Source organism: Erythrobacter sp. S57(2025) (assembly GCF_057365055.1).
In genome coordinates this window covers 150,732-168,970 of record NZ_CP200299.1, presented here as the reverse complement: position 1 = coordinate 168,970, position 18,239 = coordinate 150,732, and the positions used below count along the sequence as shown (strand labels likewise).

The 18,239-nt window shown below is 58.3% G+C and carries 19 protein-coding genes and 1 riboswitch; of the genes, 7 read left to right on the top strand and 12 right to left on the bottom strand.

Annotated features, from left to right (window positions below; translation table 11 throughout):
* Nucleotides 1-46 precede the first annotated feature (46 nt).
* Nucleotides 47-1,012, bottom strand: a complete 966-nt coding sequence (locus AC0V6N_RS00880; protein WP_486169708.1) for a Kelch repeat-containing protein — start codon at nucleotides 1,010-1,012, stop codon at nucleotides 47-49.
* Between the two features lie 38 nt (nucleotides 1,013-1,050).
* A complete protein-coding gene (locus AC0V6N_RS00875) occupies nucleotides 1,051-1,500 on the bottom strand; it encodes a hypothetical protein (RefSeq protein ID WP_486169707.1) in 450 nt (149 codons plus the stop codon).
* A 127-nt stretch (nucleotides 1,501-1,627) separates the two neighbouring features.
* On the opposite strand from AC0V6N_RS00875, the gene AC0V6N_RS00870 reads away from it, so the two are divergent.
* From AC0V6N_RS00870 to mmsB, 5 genes are read left to right on the top strand one after another with little or no spacing between them, the layout of a single operon-like run.
* Nucleotides 1,628-2,773, top strand: coding sequence for an acyl-CoA dehydrogenase family protein (locus AC0V6N_RS00870; RefSeq protein WP_486169706.1), 1,146 nt, complete (start codon nucleotides 1,628-1,630; stop codon nucleotides 2,771-2,773).
* Complete coding sequence (locus AC0V6N_RS00865) at nucleotides 2,770-3,165, top strand: hypothetical protein (RefSeq protein WP_486169705.1); 396 nt, start codon at nucleotides 2,770-2,772, stop codon at nucleotides 3,163-3,165. The genes AC0V6N_RS00870 and AC0V6N_RS00865 overlap by 4 nt, the downstream gene beginning before the upstream one ends.
* Nucleotides 3,162-4,220: an enoyl-CoA hydratase/isomerase family protein gene (locus tag AC0V6N_RS00860; protein WP_486169704.1), complete on the top strand. Its 1,059-nt coding sequence runs from the start codon at nucleotides 3,162-3,164 to the stop codon at nucleotides 4,218-4,220. Before AC0V6N_RS00865 ends, AC0V6N_RS00860 begins: the two co-directional genes overlap by 4 nt.
* Nucleotides 4,217-5,014 carry an enoyl-CoA hydratase-related protein gene (locus AC0V6N_RS00855; RefSeq protein WP_486169703.1) on the top strand — a complete coding sequence of 266 codons (798 nt, stop codon included), beginning with the start codon at nucleotides 4,217-4,219 and terminating at the stop codon, nucleotides 5,012-5,014. Before AC0V6N_RS00860 ends, AC0V6N_RS00855 begins: the two co-directional genes overlap by 4 nt.
* 1 nt (nucleotide 5,015) lies before the next feature.
* Complete coding sequence (gene mmsB / locus AC0V6N_RS00850) at nucleotides 5,016-5,882, top strand: 3-hydroxyisobutyrate dehydrogenase (RefSeq protein ID WP_486169702.1); 867 nt, start codon at nucleotides 5,016-5,018, stop codon at nucleotides 5,880-5,882.
* Here the strand turns inward: mmsB and AC0V6N_RS00845 are convergent.
* Nucleotides 5,869-6,606 (bottom strand): Nmad3 family putative nucleotide modification protein, encoded by a 738-nt coding sequence (locus AC0V6N_RS00845; RefSeq protein WP_486169701.1) that lies wholly within the window; start codon nucleotides 6,604-6,606, stop codon nucleotides 5,869-5,871. The two genes, mmsB and AC0V6N_RS00845, sit on opposite strands and share 14 nt — an antisense overlap.
* A 110-nt stretch (nucleotides 6,607-6,716) precedes the next feature.
* Between AC0V6N_RS00845 and AC0V6N_RS00840 the strand changes: the two genes are divergently transcribed.
* Both AC0V6N_RS00840 and AC0V6N_RS00835 read left to right on the top strand, forming a co-directional pair.
* On the top strand, nucleotides 6,717-7,514 hold the full coding sequence (locus AC0V6N_RS00840; RefSeq protein WP_486169700.1) for an NTP transferase domain-containing protein: 798 nt from the start codon (nucleotides 6,717-6,719) through the stop codon (nucleotides 7,512-7,514).
* A 21-nt stretch (nucleotides 7,515-7,535) separates the two neighbouring features.
* On the top strand, nucleotides 7,536-8,831 hold the full coding sequence (locus AC0V6N_RS00835; protein WP_486169699.1) for a lipopolysaccharide biosynthesis protein: 1,296 nt from the start codon (nucleotides 7,536-7,538) through the stop codon (nucleotides 8,829-8,831).
* Nucleotides 8,832-8,845: 14 nt separating this feature from the next.
* On the opposite strand, the gene gcvPB is transcribed toward AC0V6N_RS00835, so the two are convergent.
* From gcvPB to AC0V6N_RS00790, 9 genes are all read right to left on the bottom strand, one after another.
* Nucleotides 8,846-10,429, bottom strand: coding sequence for an aminomethyl-transferring glycine dehydrogenase subunit GcvPB (gene gcvPB, locus AC0V6N_RS00830; RefSeq protein WP_486169698.1), 1,584 nt, complete (start codon nucleotides 10,427-10,429; stop codon nucleotides 8,846-8,848).
* Entirely contained in the window at nucleotides 10,426-11,802 is a 1,377-nt protein-coding gene (gcvPA, locus tag AC0V6N_RS00825) for an aminomethyl-transferring glycine dehydrogenase subunit GcvPA (RefSeq protein WP_486169697.1), read from the bottom strand. The genes gcvPB and gcvPA overlap by 4 nt, the downstream gene beginning before the upstream one ends.
* 3 nt (nucleotides 11,803-11,805) lie before the next feature.
* A complete protein-coding gene (locus AC0V6N_RS00820; protein ID WP_486169696.1) occupies nucleotides 11,806-12,183 on the bottom strand; it encodes a hypothetical protein in 378 nt (125 codons plus the stop codon).
* Nucleotides 12,183-12,554 (bottom strand): glycine cleavage system protein GcvH, encoded by a 372-nt coding sequence (gene gcvH, locus AC0V6N_RS00815; RefSeq protein WP_486169695.1) that lies wholly within the window; start codon nucleotides 12,552-12,554, stop codon nucleotides 12,183-12,185. The genes AC0V6N_RS00820 and gcvH overlap by 1 nt, the downstream gene beginning before the upstream one ends.
* Nucleotides 12,555-12,557: 3 nt before the next feature.
* The gene (gcvT, locus tag AC0V6N_RS00810) at nucleotides 12,558-13,688 is read right to left on the bottom strand and encodes a glycine cleavage system aminomethyltransferase GcvT (RefSeq protein WP_486172399.1); all 1,131 of its coding nucleotides are present in this window, start codon (nucleotides 13,686-13,688) and stop codon (nucleotides 12,558-12,560) included.
* 178 nt (nucleotides 13,689-13,866) lie between these two features.
* Nucleotides 13,867-13,965: riboswitch (glycine riboswitch) on the bottom strand.
* A 146-nt stretch (nucleotides 13,966-14,111) separates the two neighbouring features.
* Nucleotides 14,112-14,474 carry a curli-like amyloid fiber formation chaperone CsgH gene (gene csgH, locus AC0V6N_RS00805; RefSeq protein WP_486169694.1) on the bottom strand — a complete coding sequence of 121 codons (363 nt, stop codon included), beginning with the start codon at nucleotides 14,472-14,474 and terminating at the stop codon, nucleotides 14,112-14,114.
* A gap of 19 nt (nucleotides 14,475-14,493) precedes the next feature.
* Nucleotides 14,494-15,345, bottom strand: coding sequence for a hypothetical protein (locus AC0V6N_RS00800; RefSeq protein ID WP_486169693.1), 852 nt, complete (start codon nucleotides 15,343-15,345; stop codon nucleotides 14,494-14,496).
* Nucleotides 15,296-15,958: a hypothetical protein gene (locus AC0V6N_RS00795; RefSeq protein WP_486169692.1), complete on the bottom strand. Its 663-nt coding sequence runs from the start codon at nucleotides 15,956-15,958 to the stop codon at nucleotides 15,296-15,298. Before AC0V6N_RS00795 ends, AC0V6N_RS00800 begins: the two co-directional genes overlap by 50 nt.
* A gap of 126 nt (nucleotides 15,959-16,084) precedes the next feature.
* Nucleotides 16,085-18,220, bottom strand: coding sequence for a beta strand repeat-containing protein (locus AC0V6N_RS00790; protein WP_486169691.1), 2,136 nt, complete (start codon nucleotides 18,218-18,220; stop codon nucleotides 16,085-16,087).
* Nucleotides 18,221-18,239: the final 19 nt, after the last annotated feature.

Sequence of the window (18,239 nt, the reverse complement as noted above, 5' to 3'; positions counted from 1 at the left end):
CCGGGTGGAACGGCGGAGGGAGCGGGTGGCTACGGCATCGCAGAAATCACCGACTAAGCTTCAGCGGAAACGCAGTGCCGGTCACAGAAATCAGCGTGTCCCGCCCTGCAAGCTCTCCGCCCGCAATAATCCAAGATGTATCGCCGATCCGAGCCGTGGCAAGCCCGTGCCGCGGCTCCGCCATGGCAACCTCTTCGCGCCAACCCGCCGATGGGTCCGCCAGATCAAGCGACATATGCCGCGTAAAGACTTCGCGTGTATTCACATTCTCACCGCCAAAGACGTGCAAGCGCCCTTCAAAATAGGCAGCGCCGTGGCCTGCCAGCGGAAACTCCGCATCAGGAAGGGCGCTCCAACTATCAGCCTCGAAATCATAGACCTCGACCACCCGTGAATGCGCGCCGAGCGTTTCGCTGCGCCCGCCGGTCACGAACAGCTTGCCGTCTCCCAGCGCATAGGCATGCGAATGGCGCGGTGTGGGCATGGCAGTACGCTCGCTCCATTCGCCGCTTTCAAGATCATACCGCCATAGAGCGCCCGTGACGGTGCCCTTACTCTCTCCGCCGATCAGCCACACTCCGCCATCGCGGTAAAACATGGCGTGTTGGCCCAAAGGCGCGGGCAGTTTGCTGAGTTCAACCCAGGCATCCTCGCCCGGTGTCAGCGCAAACAGCGCGCCATCGGGATCTTGTTCAAACCACAATCGGATATAGCCGCCGGAAGCAAAAACGCGTCCTTCGCCAGCCGCCATCCCGACATGGTGCAGAGTGCGCGGCAATTCTGGGCAGGCGCTAAAGCTCTCGCTCGCCACATCGAAAGCAGCGCAGCTGTCGAGCGTGCGGGAAAAACCGATGCCGCCCGCGACATAGATCGTCCCATCAAGCTCGGCTGCATGCACTTCAGAGCGCGGCTCTGCCATATCGCCTTCAGCGCGCAAAAGCTCGGGACCAACGGTCCATACCAAGAGGCCTAGAGCAAAGATGCTCGTGATCGCGATCAGAAGTTTTCGCATTGCGGCACTCAACGATACCGCCGCAGGCCCGTCAAGCCCTATGCCATCTCGCTGGCACGGCGGCCAAGATCGGGGCCGCGCAGAAATTCCTCGGCCAGCTTCTCTTCCACGCGCGCCATTAGCTCAACCGTAGAGGTCATAACATCAAGCTCCTCTGCCGGGATCAAAACGCGTGTCTGCGCGCCCCGGTCTTCCACAAGGATAGACGGTAATGCGACCTCCTGCGCGCCGCCTGTTCCAAGCTCAGGATAGCATTGCGTGAAATCATCCTTGTGATGAAAGACGACCTCCATCGGCAGATTATCCAAGAACCGTTTCCATTCACCATGCATCGACACCGCACCATAGGTGATCGCGCAGAGTGAGCAGGGATAGGTTTCGGGAAACAGCTGTTTGTGCACCGCATGCATCAGCGCGTTGATGATGCCGCTATCGGCGTTGTAAACGATCAAAAGGCGGTCAGGCGTGGCGGCGTATTGCATGGTCATACATATCATACGCGCGCGCGGGATCGAAGGTTACAAAATTTCTCAAAAAAGCTCTGTGAGTTGTCACGTGCCTTTACTGGTCTGACCGCTCTTTTCTAAGGGCCCCGCAGGGGCTAGATAATGGCCCATGCAAGGACAATTCTCTCTTACCGACGATCAGCTCGCGATTCAGGAAATGGCACAGCGGTTCACTGCCGACAATATCACCCCGCATGCGGGCGAATGGGATGAGAAACACATCTTCCCCATCGATACGATCAAACAAAGCGCTGAGCTTGGCTTTGGCGCGATCTATGTGTCGGAAGAATCGGGCGGCATTGGGCTTGGCCGATTGGAAGCGGCGCTGATTATGGAAGCGATGGCCTATGGCTGTCCGTCGACTTCTGCGTTTATCTCGATCCATAATATGGCCGCTTGGATGATCGACCGCTTCGGCTCACAAACGGTCAAGGACAAGTACCTGCCTGACCTCGTGGGAATGGACAAAATTGCAAGCTACTGCCTGACGGAGCCATCGAGCGGGTCTGACGCAGCCGCGCTAAAGACGACCGCGAAGAAGGATGGCGACCACTACATCCTCAATGGTACAAAGCAATTCATCTCCGGCGCAGGCTCAAACGAGATTTACGTCGCGATGGTCCGCACCGGTGAAGACGGGCCAAAGGGTATCACCTGCATGGTGATCGAGAAGGATATGCCCGGCGTTTCCTTCGGCGCGAACGAGAAGAAACTTGGTTGGCACTCGCAGCCCACCGCGCAACTGATCCTCGAAGACGTGCGCGTGCCAGCCGAAAACGTCGTTGGCGGCGAAGGCGAAGGATTCAGGCTTGCCATGATGGGACTAGATGGCGGGCGTTTGAACATTGGCGCATGCTCGCTTGGCGGGGCGCAACGCTGCTTGGACGAGGCGATCAATTACACCAAGGATCGCACGCAGTTCGGCAAAGCAGTCTCTGAGTTCCAGAACACGCAATTCACCCTCGCCGATATGGCGACCGACTTGGAGGCCGCGCGCGCGCTCCTCTATCTCGCCGCGTGCAAGGTGACGGACAACGCGCCCGACAAATCGCGCTTCTCTGCGATGGCAAAACGGCTTGCGACCGACAATGGCAGCGCAATCGTCGACCGCGCGCTGCAACTCCATGGCGGCTATGGCTATTTGCAAGACTACCCAATCGAACGCTTCTGGAGAGACCTGCGTGTGCACTCGATCCTAGAGGGCACAAACCAGATTATGCGCATGGTCGTGGGTAGGGATTTGCTGCGGCAGTGAGGTTTCTGACCGTTCTTGGAGCCTATTTGGTTGCGGGCGCGTTTGGTGCTGCACTTTCCGTTGGCATGATGGTTCAAACAGGCGGTGCCAGCGTTGAATTTGCAGGATATGTATTTCTCTCCGTTTGGCTGTTTGGAACTCTTTTGAGCGCCGCTGTCGCCCTGCCTGCAATCTCATTTACCGAGTATCGCTCAATCTCAGTATTGCGCTTTTACGCTCTTGCAGGTGTCGCAGCAGGCGTTGCTATTTGCCTGGTCTTAAGCAGCAGCTTGGATCTTGCTTTCGCTGGGATAGTGGTTTCTAGCACGACGCTCGGTGCTCTCACCTACTGGCTTATTGCTTGGCGGCTCTTTCCGCCTATGGAGGCCGCTCAGGAGCGGCAAATTTCATGACACAAGACGTCCTAACCCGCACAAACGGCCCTATCGGCCATATCACGCTCACCCGGCCAAAGGCGCTGCATGCGCTTACGCTGGAGATGTGCCATGCCATGTCAGCGGCTCTTACCGATTGGGCGAGCGACGACGCTATCGAAGCCGTGATCATTGACCATGAGGAAGGCACGCGCGGCTTTTGTGCGGGCGGGGATATTGCATTTTTGCGCGACTCCGCTCTGAATGATGGCGGAGTATCAGGCCGCAAATTCTTCCATGATGAGTATCAGCTCAACCACCAGCTGTTCACTTTTGCCAAGCCAGTGGTCGCCTTTATGGACGGGATCACGATGGGCGGCGGCGTTGGCATTGCGATGCCTGCCAAGTTCCGCGTTGCGACCGAAAACACGCGCTTTGCCATGCCTGAGACGGGCATTGGCCTGTTCCCCGATGTCGGCGGCGGTTGGTATCTCTCGCGCCTCGGCGGGCGGCTTGGGCAGTTTCTCGCGCTGACCGGCGCGCGGCTCGACGGGTCAGAGGCGCTTTGGGCGGGCCTTGCGACGCATTATGTGCCGAGTGAGCAGCTTGACGACATCAAGGCGCGCATCATCGAACGCCCCGGTCGGATCGCGGGCATTCTCTCCGAACCCGTGGGCACACCGCCTGAAGCACGGATTGAAGGCAATGCGCTGAAGATTGCCAAACACTTTGCATCAGACAGTTACGAAGACATCCTCGCCAGCCTCGAAGCCGCGATTGAGGATGGTGACGAGTGGGCGGTGAAAGAGCGCGATACGCTCGGCACAAAAAGCCCGCAGACTTGCAAGGTTGCGCTGCGCCAGCTTGCCACCAGCATCGACCTGCCCACTTTCGCGGACAATATGGCGATGGAATATCGCATCGGCGCGCGTGTCCTCACCCGGCCCGATTTTGCCGAAGGTGTTCGCGCGGTGATCACGGACAAAACCCACGATCCCAAATGGGATCCCGCCACTCCGGAAGAGGTGAGCGAAGAGCTGATCGACAGCATCTTTGCCCCTTTGCCGGCTGATGAAGAATGGAAACCCCTATGAGCGCTTACGAAACCATCACCGTTGAAACCAACGCCAACGGAACCAAGGGCGTCACCCTGATGACGCTCAGCCGGCCCAAGGCGCTGAACGCGCTCAATTCCAAAGTGCTCGAAGAATTGATTGACGCTTTTGCCGCGTACCAAGCCGATGACAGCCAGCTATGCGCGGTTCTGACAGGCTCGGGCGACAAGGCGTTTGCGGCAGGGGCCGACATCAAGGAAATGTCCGACAAGGCCGCAGCCGATTTCTACCTCGACGATTTCTTCGCGCCCTGGACGTCCGAAATCGTCAAAAAAACCCGCAAGCCTTGGATTGCGGCGGTGAACGGCTTTGCGCTGGGCGGCGGGTGTGAGCTTGCCATGATGGCAGACTTTATCATCGCCTCGGACAACGCAAAATTCGGGCAACCCGAGATCAAGCTGGGCGTGGCTCCCGGAATGGGCGGATCGCAGCGCCTCACCCGCGCGATTGGCAAATCGAAGTCGATGGAAATGTGCCTCACTGGCCGCATGATGGGCGCAGAAGAAGCGGAACGTGCCAACTTAATCGTTCGCGTGGTCCCGCAAGCAGAATTGCTCGCCGAAGCGCTCAAAACTGCCACCGCCATCGCTTCAATGCCGCCCATGGCCGCCATCGCGAATAAGGAAATGGTCAATGCCGCGTTTGAAATGACGCTGGACCAAGGGCTCATCATGGAGCGCCGCATCTTCCAAATCCTCACCGCCAGCGAAGACAAAGCCGAAGGCATGGCCGCGTTTATTGAAAAGCGTGAAGGCAAGTGGAAGGGTCGCTGATATGAAAATCGCCTTTATCGGTCTTGGTAATATGGGCGGCGGAATGGCCGCGAACTTGGTGAAGGCGGGGCATGAAGTTCGCGCTTTTGATTTGGCGGCGCCCGCGCTTGAGGCGGCTCGCGAGGCGGGTTGTGCGACTTTCGATACCGCGAAAGAGGCGTGCGAAGGCGTCGAAGCGGTGGTTTCGATGCTGCCTAATGGAGCCATCGTCAAAGGCGTCTACGAGAACGAGGTCATCGGCCACGCGCCTGCTGGCGCTGTGCTGCTGGATTGCTCAACCATTGATGTGGCGACCGCAAGAGAAGTGATCGAGCGCGCATCCTTACAAGGATATGACATGGTCGATGCGCCCGTATCCGGTGGGATCGCGGCAGCCAATGGCGGCACGCTGACCTTTATGGTGGGCGGTACGCAAAGCGCATTTGAGCGCGCGCAGCCCATTCTCGATGCGATGGGCAAGGCCGTGATCCATGCAGGTGATGCGGGCAATGGTCAGGCGGCGAAGATCTGCAACAATATGCTGCTCGCAATTCAGATGATCGGCACCGCTGAGGCCTTCTCCATGGCACAGAAGCTGGGTCTGGATGCGCAAACATTCTACGATATTTCTAGCGTTTCATCCGGTCAGAACTGGTCGATGACCAGCTATTGCCCGGTGCCCGGCGTTGGCCCGCAAAGCCCATCAGACAATGATTACCAAGGCGGATTTGCAAGCGCATTGATGCTCAAAGATCTAAAGCTCGCAATGGAAGCGGCTGGCACGGCAGGCGCAACCACCCCGCTCGGCAAACACGCTGCTGAACTTTATGAAGCCTTTGCGCAAGAGAACAGCGCGCTCGATTTCTCCGGCATCATCAAGACGCTTTGATCGCGGCAATCACGTGCTCAAGCCATTCGCGCGGAGCCTTGCGCCGCCCTATGTCGGCGACGAATTCCTGACCGCGCGCGACGGAGCGCAGGCGCTTGTTTCCTTTGGCTCCCCTAATCCAGCGATCCGCGCGGTCGTGGTAGGATAGACCGCCGCGCTTAAGCCAATCGGGGCGGTGCCATAGACTGGGCGGACCACCGGGCACCGTCAGCCGCAATTCGGGCGAAGCGCACTGTGCCATCCGCCCCTCCCCATACCAGATCACATCATTGCTGCTGTGCATTTCAAGCGCGTGTGGATGGTCAATATCGAGCATCGCCTGCGGCACGCCTTGACCAAGCGCGATCATCTCCTCAACGCGCAAATAGCCAAAGATGCGATGATGCAGCTCGCCCGTTTCCTCTTCTGCATAAAGCCCAAAGAATACGAACACATCGCCCAGCCCCACGCCTTGCCCTTCCAAATGGGTTTGCGCGGCTGAATGCTGACCAAAAGCGCAGGTTCCAGCATCCAAGAACATCGGATCATGGTGGCACAGATCGTTTGGTCCAAGCTTCCCCCGGCTCGCTTTAGCTGCATACTCACCCAGGCCGAGATCACTATAGGTAGTGCGCGAAGCGGTGCCCGCAGGGATCGGCAGCGAGATCGGACGCCCGGCGACAATTGGCGAAGGACCACCACCGGCGCTGCTATCAAACCCCTTTCGAGAGAAGATGATCTTCATTTCAAGCGTCCCTACACCTTCTTCCTGCAATGCCCTGCGACAAATAGTTTCACAAGGTGCACCTAACCTTGCTTTGCGATGAGGGGCGATAAGCGCTAAAGGCAGCAGCCATGACACAGCAGACCAAAGCAACCGCAATCATCATGGCTGGCAAACGTTCAGGCGTGCTCGACCCATTGGCAGAGCGCGCGGGCGTTGCGCAAAAATGCGTGGTGCCGGTCAACGGTGTGCCCATGGTGGAGCGTGTGGTCAAACAAGTCTCTGCATGCGACCGGGTCGGCGCGATCCGCATCGTCGCGCACGAGGCAGACGAAATCGCAGCTTTGCCGACGGTCGCGGCGTTGATCGAAGAAGGTCGCCTGACCTTTGCAGAAGGCCAGTTCAACATTGTCGACAGCGTGTTTGCCGCTGCCGAAGGCGCGGATTTTCCGATCCTCATCACCACGGCTGACAATTGCCTGGTCACGCCCGAAGGCTACAGCGAATTCATCACCAAGTGCCTCGCCGCAGAGGCGGGCGGCGCGGCCGGATTGGCGCGCAAAGAAGACGTGCAGGCCGCTGATCCAGAAGGCCAGAGCAAGTTCTACCAGTTCAAAGATGGCGGATTTTCGAACTGCAACATGTACTGGCTGGGCAGCGAAAAAGCCCTGGGTGCGGCCGAAATCATGCGCGAAGGTGGGCAATTCGTGAAGTTCCCGCGCCGCATCATCAAGGCGTTTGGTCTGATGAACCTCATCCGCTTCCGACTTGGAACGGGCTCTAAAGAGAAACTGTTCGAACAGATTTCCAAACGTTTTGGCATCAAGCTTGTGCCGATTGAGCTATCGGACGGACATTACGCCATCGATGTCGACAATCAGCGCACCTATGACGTGACCACTCGCATCCTCAAACGCCGCGAAGGCTGAGCTAAAGGCCGAGCCAGAGGGATGAAGCGCCTCTTCACCAATATGGGCTGGCTGCTCGGCGGGCGCGGGATTAACGCGGTGCTCAGCATCGTCTATCTGGCACTGGCAACACGGACGTTGGGGCTGGAAGGGTTCGGCTATTTCGCTGCAATTGTGGCATTGGGCCAAGCGGTGACAGGGCTTGCCAATTTTCAGACATGGCAATTTATCGTGCGTTGGGGCGCGAACGGCTCTGGCGCGGCTGAGGCGACGGGGTTTGCCATCGCGCTTGATATCCTGTCAGTCGTGATGGGCACTGTGATCGCTGCCTTGCTGGTCATAAGCGCGCCTTTATGGCTGCCTTTGCCCGCAGAGCTATTGTGGCTGACCTTTGGCTATTGCGTCATCTCACTCCTCTCAATCCGCACCACGCCCACAGGGCTGCTTCGGCTCAAGTTCAAATATGCCAGCGCCACCGCAGCAGAAGCAGTGCAACCCATCATTCGCGCAGGCGGCGCGGTTCTGGCGTGGCTGTTTATGCCCACAGTCACGGGCTTCATCCTCGCCTATGCCGTCTCTGAAATCGCTGTCGCCGCTGCGCTTTGGTATGCCGCCGCGCGGGAGGAACGCATTCATCTGTCCGCCCTCAGCCTGACGCGCATCCCGGCAAAATACCCTGATGCTTGGAAATTTGTCTGGTCGACCAACATGTCGGGCAGCCTGACCATTGCGGGCAAGCAGATTATGATCCTGCTCGTGGGCACGTTCGGCGGAGCGGCTTTGCTGGGTGGTTTCCGGGTCGCGAGCCAGCTGGGCCAAGCGCTCATTGCGCTCGCTCAAACCGTATCAAAAGCGATCCTGCCAGAGCTAGTCCATGCCAAGGAGGACGCACTAGCCATGGCGCGGCGGATGGCCAATATCGCGCTGGTTGGCGGTGTGCTTGCGGTGCTGTTTGCGCTGTTTGCCGGGCGCTGGGGCCTGACTGTGATTGCGGGCGAAGAATTCCGCGTGTTCTATTGGGCCATGGTGATCTTGGCGATTGCGGGCGCCGTTGAGCTGGTGGGCGCGAGCCTTGAATCACTGCTGGTCTCGGCTGGCAAAGCGGGCACAGCCTTCGTGGTTCGCGCTGTCCCGACGCTGCTTGCACTGGTGTTGCTCGACACCGCGATTGACTGGAACGGAGCCAAAGGCGCAGCTTTTGCGGTACTGGGATCAAGCTCGCTCGCGGTGATCGGCTTCTACGTCGCGATCCTCAATATGAGCGAGATTTCGATCAGGCTAAAGGCCGCCAATGAAGGGGAAGAGAAACGATCCCCTGCCCCTTCCAACGACGCCTGATCAATCCTCTGGCCTCAATCCTCTGGCGGCGTCCAAGCAAGCTTGGGCTTACGCGCGGCAGCCGTCTCATCGAGGCGCCTGCGCGGCGCAAAGTAAGGCGCTTGCTTCAAGCTTTCATCACCGGCCAATGCCCGCTCAGTCACAGAGCGGAATGCAGTAATGAACTGGTCGATGCTCGCTTTGCTTTCCGTCTCGGTCGGCTCAACCAGCATCGCGCCGTGGACCACCAATGGGAAATACACCGTCATCGGGTGATAGCCTTCGTCGATCAGACCTTTGGCAAGATCGAGCGTGGATAGCCCGCCGCCAAAATCCTTATCGCCAAACAAAGCCTCATGCATGCACGGACCACTGTCGGCGAAGGGTGCGTGGAGGATATCTTCGAGGCTACGCAGGATGTAGTTGGCATTGAGCACAGCGTCTTCGGCGACTTGCTTCAGCCCATCTGCGCCATGGCTGAGCATATAGGTCAGCGCACGGGTAAACATGCCCATTTGCCCGTGGAATGCGGTCATGCGGCCAAAGGTGGAAAGCTCGCCGCCAAAATGCTCGCGCGCAAACTCATCCGCCTGCTCTTCCTCAACCAGATGCACGACGCCATCGGCAGTGCGCGCGGTGTAGGGAAGCGGCATAAAGGGTGCGAGCGCTTCGGACAAAACCACTGGGCCAGAGCCGGGGCCGCCGCCTCCATGCGGGGTGGAGAATGTTTTGTGTAGGTTGATATGCATTGCATCCACGCCAAGGTCGCCGGGGCGCACTCTACCAACGATGGCGTTGAAATTCGCGCCATCGCAATAGACGAAGCCGCCTGCGGCGTGCACCGCATCGCTGATCTCGCGCAGGTCCGGCTCAAACAAGCCGCATGTGTTCGGATTGGTGATCATCACCGCTGCCACATCGGGGCCGAGACGCGCTTTAAGCGCCTCTACATCGACGCGGCCCGCTGGCGTGGCCGGGATGTTCTCCACCCGGTAATTGGCAAACGCGGCAGTGGCAGGATTGGTGCCATGCGCGCTTTCAGGGACCAGCACGACTTCGCGTGCATCGCCGCGCGCTTCGAGTGCGGCGCGAATGCACAAGATACCGCACAATTCACCATGCGCGCCCGCTTTGGGGCTCATCGCAACGCTGTGCATGCCGGTGAGTGTGAGCAGCCAATGGGCAAGCTCATTCACCACCTCCAACGCACCTTGAACCGTTTGAACGGGCTGGAGCGGGTGGATGTCGGCAAAGCCGGGCAGACGCGCCATCTTCTCATTGAGGCGCGGATTGTGCTTCATCGTGCAGCTGCCAAGCGGGAAGAAACCCAGATCGATCCCGTAGTTCTGGCGGCTGAGCCGGGTGTAGTGGCGCACCGTTTCAGGCTCAGTCAGCCCGACAAGGCCAATGGGTTCAGACCGCTCAAATCCGCCAAGGCGCGAGGGTGCGTTTTCGTCGATTTCGGGCAGGTCCACACCGGTCGTCTCAGCATGACCGATTTCAAATAGCAGCGGCTCTTCGAGCATCAACGCGCGGTTGCCGGTGGTGGTTACGCTTTCGCCAGTTGCATCGGCGACTTCCATTTGCGGTTTCCAGCCGGATTGGTTCGGGGCGTTCATTGGGCCGACTCCTTCACAAGCGCCTCAATTTCGGTGGCGAGCGTCTCAATATCTTCCTCGGTCGTTGTCTCTGTCACCGCGACCAGCAAGGCATGCTCCAGCGCCTTGACGCCGGGATAGAGCCGCCCAAGCGACACACCGCCCAGCACGCCGCGATCCGCCAGATCACGTACGATCTCGCGCGCAGGCTTGCCAACGAGCAGCAGGGTGAACTCATTGAAGAAAGCGTTGTTGAGCAGCTTCACGCCGGGCACTTGTTCCAAGCGGTCAGCGGCATGGCAGGCAAGGCGGTGGTTTTCCGCAGCCAGCTCGCGCAGGCCCTTCTCACCCAACAATGTCATATGCGCGCTGAATGCAAGCGCGCACAGGCCGGAATTGGTGCAGATATTCGACGTCGCTTTTTCACGGCGAATATGCTGCTCGCGGGTGGAGAGCGTGAGGACGAAACCGCGTTTCCCTTCCGCATCGACGGTCTCACCGCACAGACGTCCCGGCATCTGGCGAACATGTTTGGGATCGCGCACGGCAAACAGGCCAAGATAGGGTCCACCAAATTGCAGGCCCACGCCGATTGACTGGCCTTCACCCACGACAATATCCGCGCCCATCTCACCCGGAGATTTGATCGCGCCCAAAGCCACAGGCTCTGTGTTTACGACCACCAGCAAAGCACCCTTGGCATGAGCGGCTTCGGCCACTTGGCTGATATCGCTGACACGGCCAAGAATATCGGGATATTGCACTACGACACAGGCGGTGTCTTCGTCGATGCGCGAGGTCAGCCCGGCAATATCCGCCTCTGGCTGGATCGCGGGCGCGCTATCGGCGATTTCGTTGCCGGTGAACTGCGCCATGGTTTTGACGACTTCGGAATAATGCGGGTGAAGCGCACCTGACAAAACGGCCTTGTTCCGCTTGGTCACGCGGCCAGCCATCGCCACCGCTTCCCAGCATGCGGTCGAGCCATCATAGAGCGAGGCATTTGCGACCGCGCAGCCATACAACCGCGCAACTTGCGTCTGGAATTCAAACAGCATCTGCAACGTGCCCTGAGCAATCTCAGGCTGATAGGGCGTGTAGGCGGTTAAAAACTCACCGCGCTGAATGATCGTATCGACGGATGCAGGCACATGGTGGCGATAAGCCCCCGCCCCAAGGAAAAACGGCGCGTCGCCTGCAGCAAGATTCTTGCCCGCAAGCTTCTTCATATGACGCTCAACCGCCATCTCACTGGCATGCATCGGCAAATCGCGAATGGGGCCGTCCAGCCGCGCAACTTCAGGCACATCGACGAACAGATCATCAATGTTGTCAGCGCCAATCTTGGCCAGCATGTCGCCGCGATCGGTATCAGTGAGGGGGAGGTAACGCATGGTTCAATAAGCCCTAATCAGACGTTTCGGTTTGAGTTGGCCAGGATTTCCCGTGCAAATGGTGCCTGGCATGTGACACACGGCGTTTATCTCAGCTTCGACGAGCACCTTGTAGCCCTGCGCCTTTTCCAGCATCTCAGCGAAATCCGTGTCGTAGCTGAATGCGAGTGTTGCGTTGGAAATGCCGACTTGCGGAGTATCAGCAAGCCCACAAACAGACCTTGGCTCGCATCCCCAGACATAGCCATGAACGAAAACGGTGCGTCCGTGCCATTCGACAATGTTAGTTCTGACTTCCGCCACAGAATAGGAAGTGGTGTCCTGCGCTTTCGCGCCCCCGGCTATTGCGATCGCAGAAAGAAGGAATGCGGCGCGCAGCATCACAGATTATCGACAAACGCCTTATAGCCTTTGTCATCCATCAGGCCTTCTAGCTCGCTGCTATCGCCGATGGTCATGCGGAAGAACCAGCCTTCTTCTTCCGGCGATGAGTTCACTAGAGCGGGCTCGTCTTCGAGGTTCGCATTGCCTTCGGTCACTTCGCCGGTAATTGGGGCGTAGACGTCGCTGGCCGCTTTCACACTCTCGACAACGGCCGCATCGCCGCCTTTGTCGAGCATGGTGCCCACATCGGGCAGTTCGACAAAGACGATGTCGCCCAATTGCTCCTGAGCGTAATCGGTGATGCCGACTGTGGCGCTGTCGCCCTCAACATCGATCCATTCATGTTCGTCAGTGAAGTAACGCGGCATTGGTCATTTTCCCCTATAATAGTTGTGTGGGACAAACGGCATGGAAGATACGGTGGCGGGCAGGCGTTTGGTGCGCACCTGACATTCGAGCGCTATGCCTTCGGCAGTGTGCGCCGTGTCGATAAAGGCCATGGCGATGGGCTTGCCCAGCGTAGGTGAGAACCCACCACTGGTGACAACGCCCACCTTGGTGTCGCCTGCGAAGACTTCAGCGCCTTCGCGGGCTGGCATGCGGCCATCGAGCGTGAGGCCAACGCATTTGCGCGAAGTGCCCTCAGCGATTTCGCGGCAGATACGCTGTGCGCCCATAAAGCCACCTTCGGTCCGGCGGCGTTTGTTGATGCCAAAGATCAGTCCTGCTTCGATCGGGCTGATTTCGGGCGACAAGTCATGGCCGTAAAGCGGCAGACCGGCCTCAAGACGCAAACTGTCACGCGCGCCGAGACCGATGGGTTGGGCCTCAGGTTCTTCGACCAGAAGGGTCGCGATTTCCTCTGCAGCCTGCGCGGGGATCGAGATTTCGAACCCATCTTCGCCCGTATAACCAGCGCGGGCAATCGTCACGACATGGCCAGCGATTTCAAAGCGGCCAAAATGCATGAAGGTGAGGTCAGACAGCTGGTACTCGCCCGTCACATGGCGAGCGAGCGCATCGGCGGCCTTTGGCCCCTGCAGCGCGAGCAGCGCATGATCTTCCATATGGTGAAGCGTAATCTCGTCAGGCAGATGCTCGCGCAAATGGCCGATATCATCATATTTGGTCGCGCCATTGACGACGAGATGGAGATTACCCGGCCAGCGTGAGACCATCAGGTCATCCAGAACGCCGCCATTTTCATCGAGCAGCAGCGAATAGCGCTGACGGCCCAGTTTCAGGGTCGAAAGATCAATCGGCAGGATCGCTTCGACCGCTTCATCCAACCCTTCGCCAGACAGCAGCAATTGGCCCATGTGGGAGACGTCGAACAGGCCCGCAGAATTGCGTGTCCATTCGTGTTCGGCGACAATGCCGCCATGCTCGCCAGCATACTGGATCGGCATCTCATAGCCCGCAAACGGGACCATGCGAGCGCCGCGCGCGCGGTGCCAGCTATCGAGCGGCAACGTGCCCAATGGCGGGGCCTCTAGCGGCATATCGTCTGGTGTGTCGTCGCTCAAAATCGTATCCCCGAACAGGTGCAGCAACGCTCCAATACGAAGCGCGGTTCCTGCCCCCTCTGTCGGGTGTACCTGAGAGCTTCAGCGAGCGTTTCGCGCCCACCTCCCCTTCGGTGGTCCCGACCTAAGCCAAGACGCTTTCCAGAGTGCCTATATCAGCTTCGCGGTCCGTTTGCCTGAGAGTTTCCGGGGCGGTTGCTCCTTCGGCGCCGTGCCTGATTGCTCAGGCGTTAGTCTCTCCCGCGAAAGACGCCAGAATCACTCCTGGTAGGCGACACCCATGTTGCGGATGCGAAAGGGTGCGTCAATCGGGCAAGCCCGCAGATTGCGCCATGGATACAAAATAATTGTGCGAAAGTGACGCACGATGCGTTCAATCGCTGCGCGCAAGGGTGCTCCTTACGAACAATCACCCGCTTTGAGCGTGTAGGTGAGGCCCGATTCCTCGGTCACATCCACCACCGCGCACCATGTATCCGAATAGGATGTCGCAAGGCGCGAGAGAACCTGACGACTGCCCGCGGGAATACCGGTGTCGCCGCTATGGCGCGAATTGGAATTGCCGCTCAGCTGAACTTCGTAGCGCACCTGCTGAGCCCGATCAGAAAGCGCGACCAACTGGATCTCCACCCGGTCTGCCTCTTCGGACACGGCCAGTGAAAGCGCGCGCGCAGGCTCTGATCGAGCGCCCGCAGAACCACTCGCCGCAATGGCAAAGGCTGGCACTACCAGAGCAATTTTTCTGACCATGTCGCGCATCATGCGCCTCCTTAAAGAGCGGTCAATTGCCGCCCAATTGTTGGACAATCGCATTTACGAGAGCCTGAGTTTCGGCAGACAAATCGCTGGTCGGATCAGCCTCTTCGCCCGTTTCTGGCGTATTGGTAGGCGTGCCTGTATTAAGCGCGACTGAAGCGATCACCTGATTGGAAAAGTCACCGGGCCGGCCTGTGTTGCGCGACAACCGTGTAATCGCCGCCTCCAGTGTCGCGACCCGGTCGGTATCTAGCCCGCCGCCTAGCAGACGATCCTCTGCCGATTCCTCGTTAGACACTTGCGTGAATTCTGCAGAACGCGTTTCGATCCGGCGCTCACACAAAGCCTGAATTGCGGGGATATTGTCGGCCTGTTCGCAAATGTCTGTGCCCTCGACCGCTTCGAGCAGCACTTGGCGCTCCGCATCGGAAAGCTGCGCAAGGATACGCGCGGAATTGCCATCCGATAGCTGTTCTACCTCGCGGCCATCATCGCCTTGCGCAGAAACCTGAGCCAGCTCTTGCTGCTCGCGTTCACGGTTGGCCTGCTCCAATTGCTGTTGCTGAATGGCGCGGGCGGCTGCGACGCTTTCAGGCGTTATCGCGTCGGGAAAATACACTTTGGAAGTGTTGTCAGGGACCTGGGCAACTGGCGCTTCGACTGGGTCGCCTTCGGACTGTTCAGGCGCCTGCACTACGAATGCGCTATCGCCGCGGGCCACGTCATTGGGGTTGGCCTGCGCAGCGACGATTGTGCTGCCAAAAATGAGGTAGCTGCCCCAAGCGACGCCCCGTAAGGCACGGCTTAAAGGCGCGCGCGCTATCAAATCACTGCGATCCACCGCCGGATGAGACAATGCCTGAATTGGTTTGCACAATCAGCATTTCCTGCCCGCCGGTTTGCGTGATGTTGAGGTCAGAAAGGCCCGAGCCATCCTGCACCCATTCAAGATTATTGCCGGTGTTCAATTGGGTCGCCGTCATCGAATTGCTATCGCCATTTTGTGTGAGCGTGGCGAGGTTGTCCGATCCGTCTTGCACGAGGGTCAGCGTGTTGTCCGCCCCTGACTGAGCGATCTCTGCCGCTGTGCCAATTGATCCGTTGTCGCGCTGGAACACCAGTGCGGTGTTGTCATTGCCCTGCTGGGTCAGCACGGCGATAGCTTGGCCATCGCCTTCCTGCGCGACCGACGTTGAATTGCGATCACCCGTTTGCGTGACCAAAGCAATGTGAGCGCCTGCATCAGCCTGTGTCAGCGTTGCCGCATTGTCGCTGCCGTTCTGGCGCAATTCTGCAATCTGGCCGTCCGCACCCTGTTCAACATCAGCAGCATTGCCAATGCCGATCTGATCGACAAACACATTATCACTGCCGGTTGCGGGAACCTCAATCGATTGCGCAGCAAGCGGCGTCGCCACCATCCCGAGACCCAAAGCGGTCACGAAGAACGCTGAGCGCTTCTTCATCAGATCGGAAATAAGCTTAGACATGATGTTCATATACCTTGATTGCAGCTCAAATGCGAGCGGTTAGCGATGAGGCGTATCCCACCAACCACTAACCAAAGGTGAATTACGCCGGGCAAGCCCATGCCCGCCCGGCGCAATCTCATCGGCTTAAGGAGCCGGCGTGCCCTGTGTGACAAACGCGCTGTTGCCATCGCCGATTTGCGTCACACTTGAAGTGCTGCCGTCATACTGCTGGACGGAAGCATCGTTACCTAGGCCATCCTGCAGAACGGTCGACAGGCTACCAGCAAACTGGAGGACGGTGGCAAGGTTGCCTTCGCCATCCTGAGCGATTTCACTGTCGTTACCATCACCGTTTTGCTCTGAGGCACCGTCATTGAGCGAGCCTTCTTGTGACACGGTGGCATTGTTGCCATCGCCGAATTGTGCCGTCTGGCCAATATTCTCGCCACCAACATCGAGTAGGTTTTGCTCAATCAGACTGAAATTGTTGCTGCCAGATTGCTCAGCTCCCGCGGTATTCAGATCACCGCCAAGTCCTGCACCATCCACAAAGCCCTGATCGATTATGGCGTTGTTGCCTGAGCCGCCACCCTGATCAACAAATGCTGTGTTGTCATCGCTGTCTTGCAAGACGAGCGCAAAAGTAGGACCGCCTGTACCTGTCTGGAAGACATCAGCAATCGAGCCGGTGCCGCCAATAGTACCTTGGCCCACTTGCGCGGTATTTTCGTCGCCGATTTGCGAGATGAAAGCTTCCTGGCCAAATCCGCCTTGTACGGCGAGAACGGAGTTATCCGAGCCCTCTTGCGTGACATCGGCGCTCACTTCTTGCGAACCGTTGATCGATCCACCGGCAGCATCAGTGTTGCCCTGATCAATGTCTGCGAAGTTGTTGCTGCCGCCACTCTGCGTGACGTTCGCAAATGCATCGAACGAGTTTTCCTGAACGATCTGAGCTTCGTTGAAGTCAGCCGTACTCAATTGAGTTACGGTTGCGTCGCCAAAGCCACCATTGCCAGTTTGCACGATAGACGCGGTGCCATTTGTGCCCGACTGATCGATTGTCGCGGTGTCGTCTATGGCTTCCTGAAGGATTGTAGCCGAGTTGAACATGCCCGACTGGATCGATGTCGCAACGTTGTCACCGGCACCGGTCTGATCGATATCGGTCATGTTGTTCGTGTCGCTTTGCGTCACAAACGCATCGTTATCATCACCGCCAACCTGATTGACATTCGAATCGTTCATCGAGCCGCTCTGAGTAACAGTCGCATCCAGCCGTGAACCATTGTTCTGGTTGATGAAGGACGTGTTGTTGTCGCCCGACTGATCGACAGTCACATCAAGATCAACGCCCGCATTGTCAGGACCCTGATTTACGATTGAGTCGTTCAACAAACCGGTCTGCGTGACGTTCACACGGGCAGAGAATGCGCCGTCCTGAACGATCGAAGACGAGTTCTGGTCGCCGCCTTGAACCAATGTTGCATTAAGGCTGAAACGATCCTGAAGGATGGTCGATGTGCCATTGGTGCCGGTTTGCGTCACATTGGCATTCGCACCGTTCCCACCCAGCTGATCAACCAGTGAGTTGTTGTTGGTGCCGGTTTGCACGACGGTTGCAGCCAAACGCTCACGGTTTGATTGCGGCGTCTGCGAGATGCGCGAGAAGTGATCATCGCCAGTTTGCGAAACCGTTGCGCGCAGTTCGGTTGGATTAAGGCCGCCGCCTCTTGGGCCGAGATTTTGCTCAACAACCGATTCACTGATGCCGTCCTGAGTGACATTCGCGCTCGCGTCGAATGCGTTCGGACCAGTCGCGGTCTGCGTGATGGTCGACGTCGCGCCGTTTGCCTGCATGACATTGGCAGTCAAAGTGCCTGAGTCCGGGCCAGTCGCGGACTGAGTGATGTTAGAGATGTTGTTGCCAAAATCCTGCGTCACTGCCGCGCTCAACGTGGTCCCGCCAACAGTGGCTTCCTGCGTGATGTTCGACATGTTGTTGTCACCGGTCTGCGAAACGCTGGCGAATGGATCGCTCAGACCTGCATCATCATCGTCTTGATCGATGGTCGACGAGTTGCCTAGCCCGTCCTGGGAGACGATTGCTTCTGCGCCAATAGCGTCCTGAGTGATATCAGATGTGTTGCTACCGGTCTGCGTTACCGCTGCGGCGTTGTCGTCACCTGTTTGCGTAACATTCGACGTGCTCTGCGCGAACGCAGGCTGCGCGCAAGCGATCGCAAGGACCGACGCACCAGTTAGAGCTAGTTTCTTCATTGTTTTCCCCCTGGGGTTT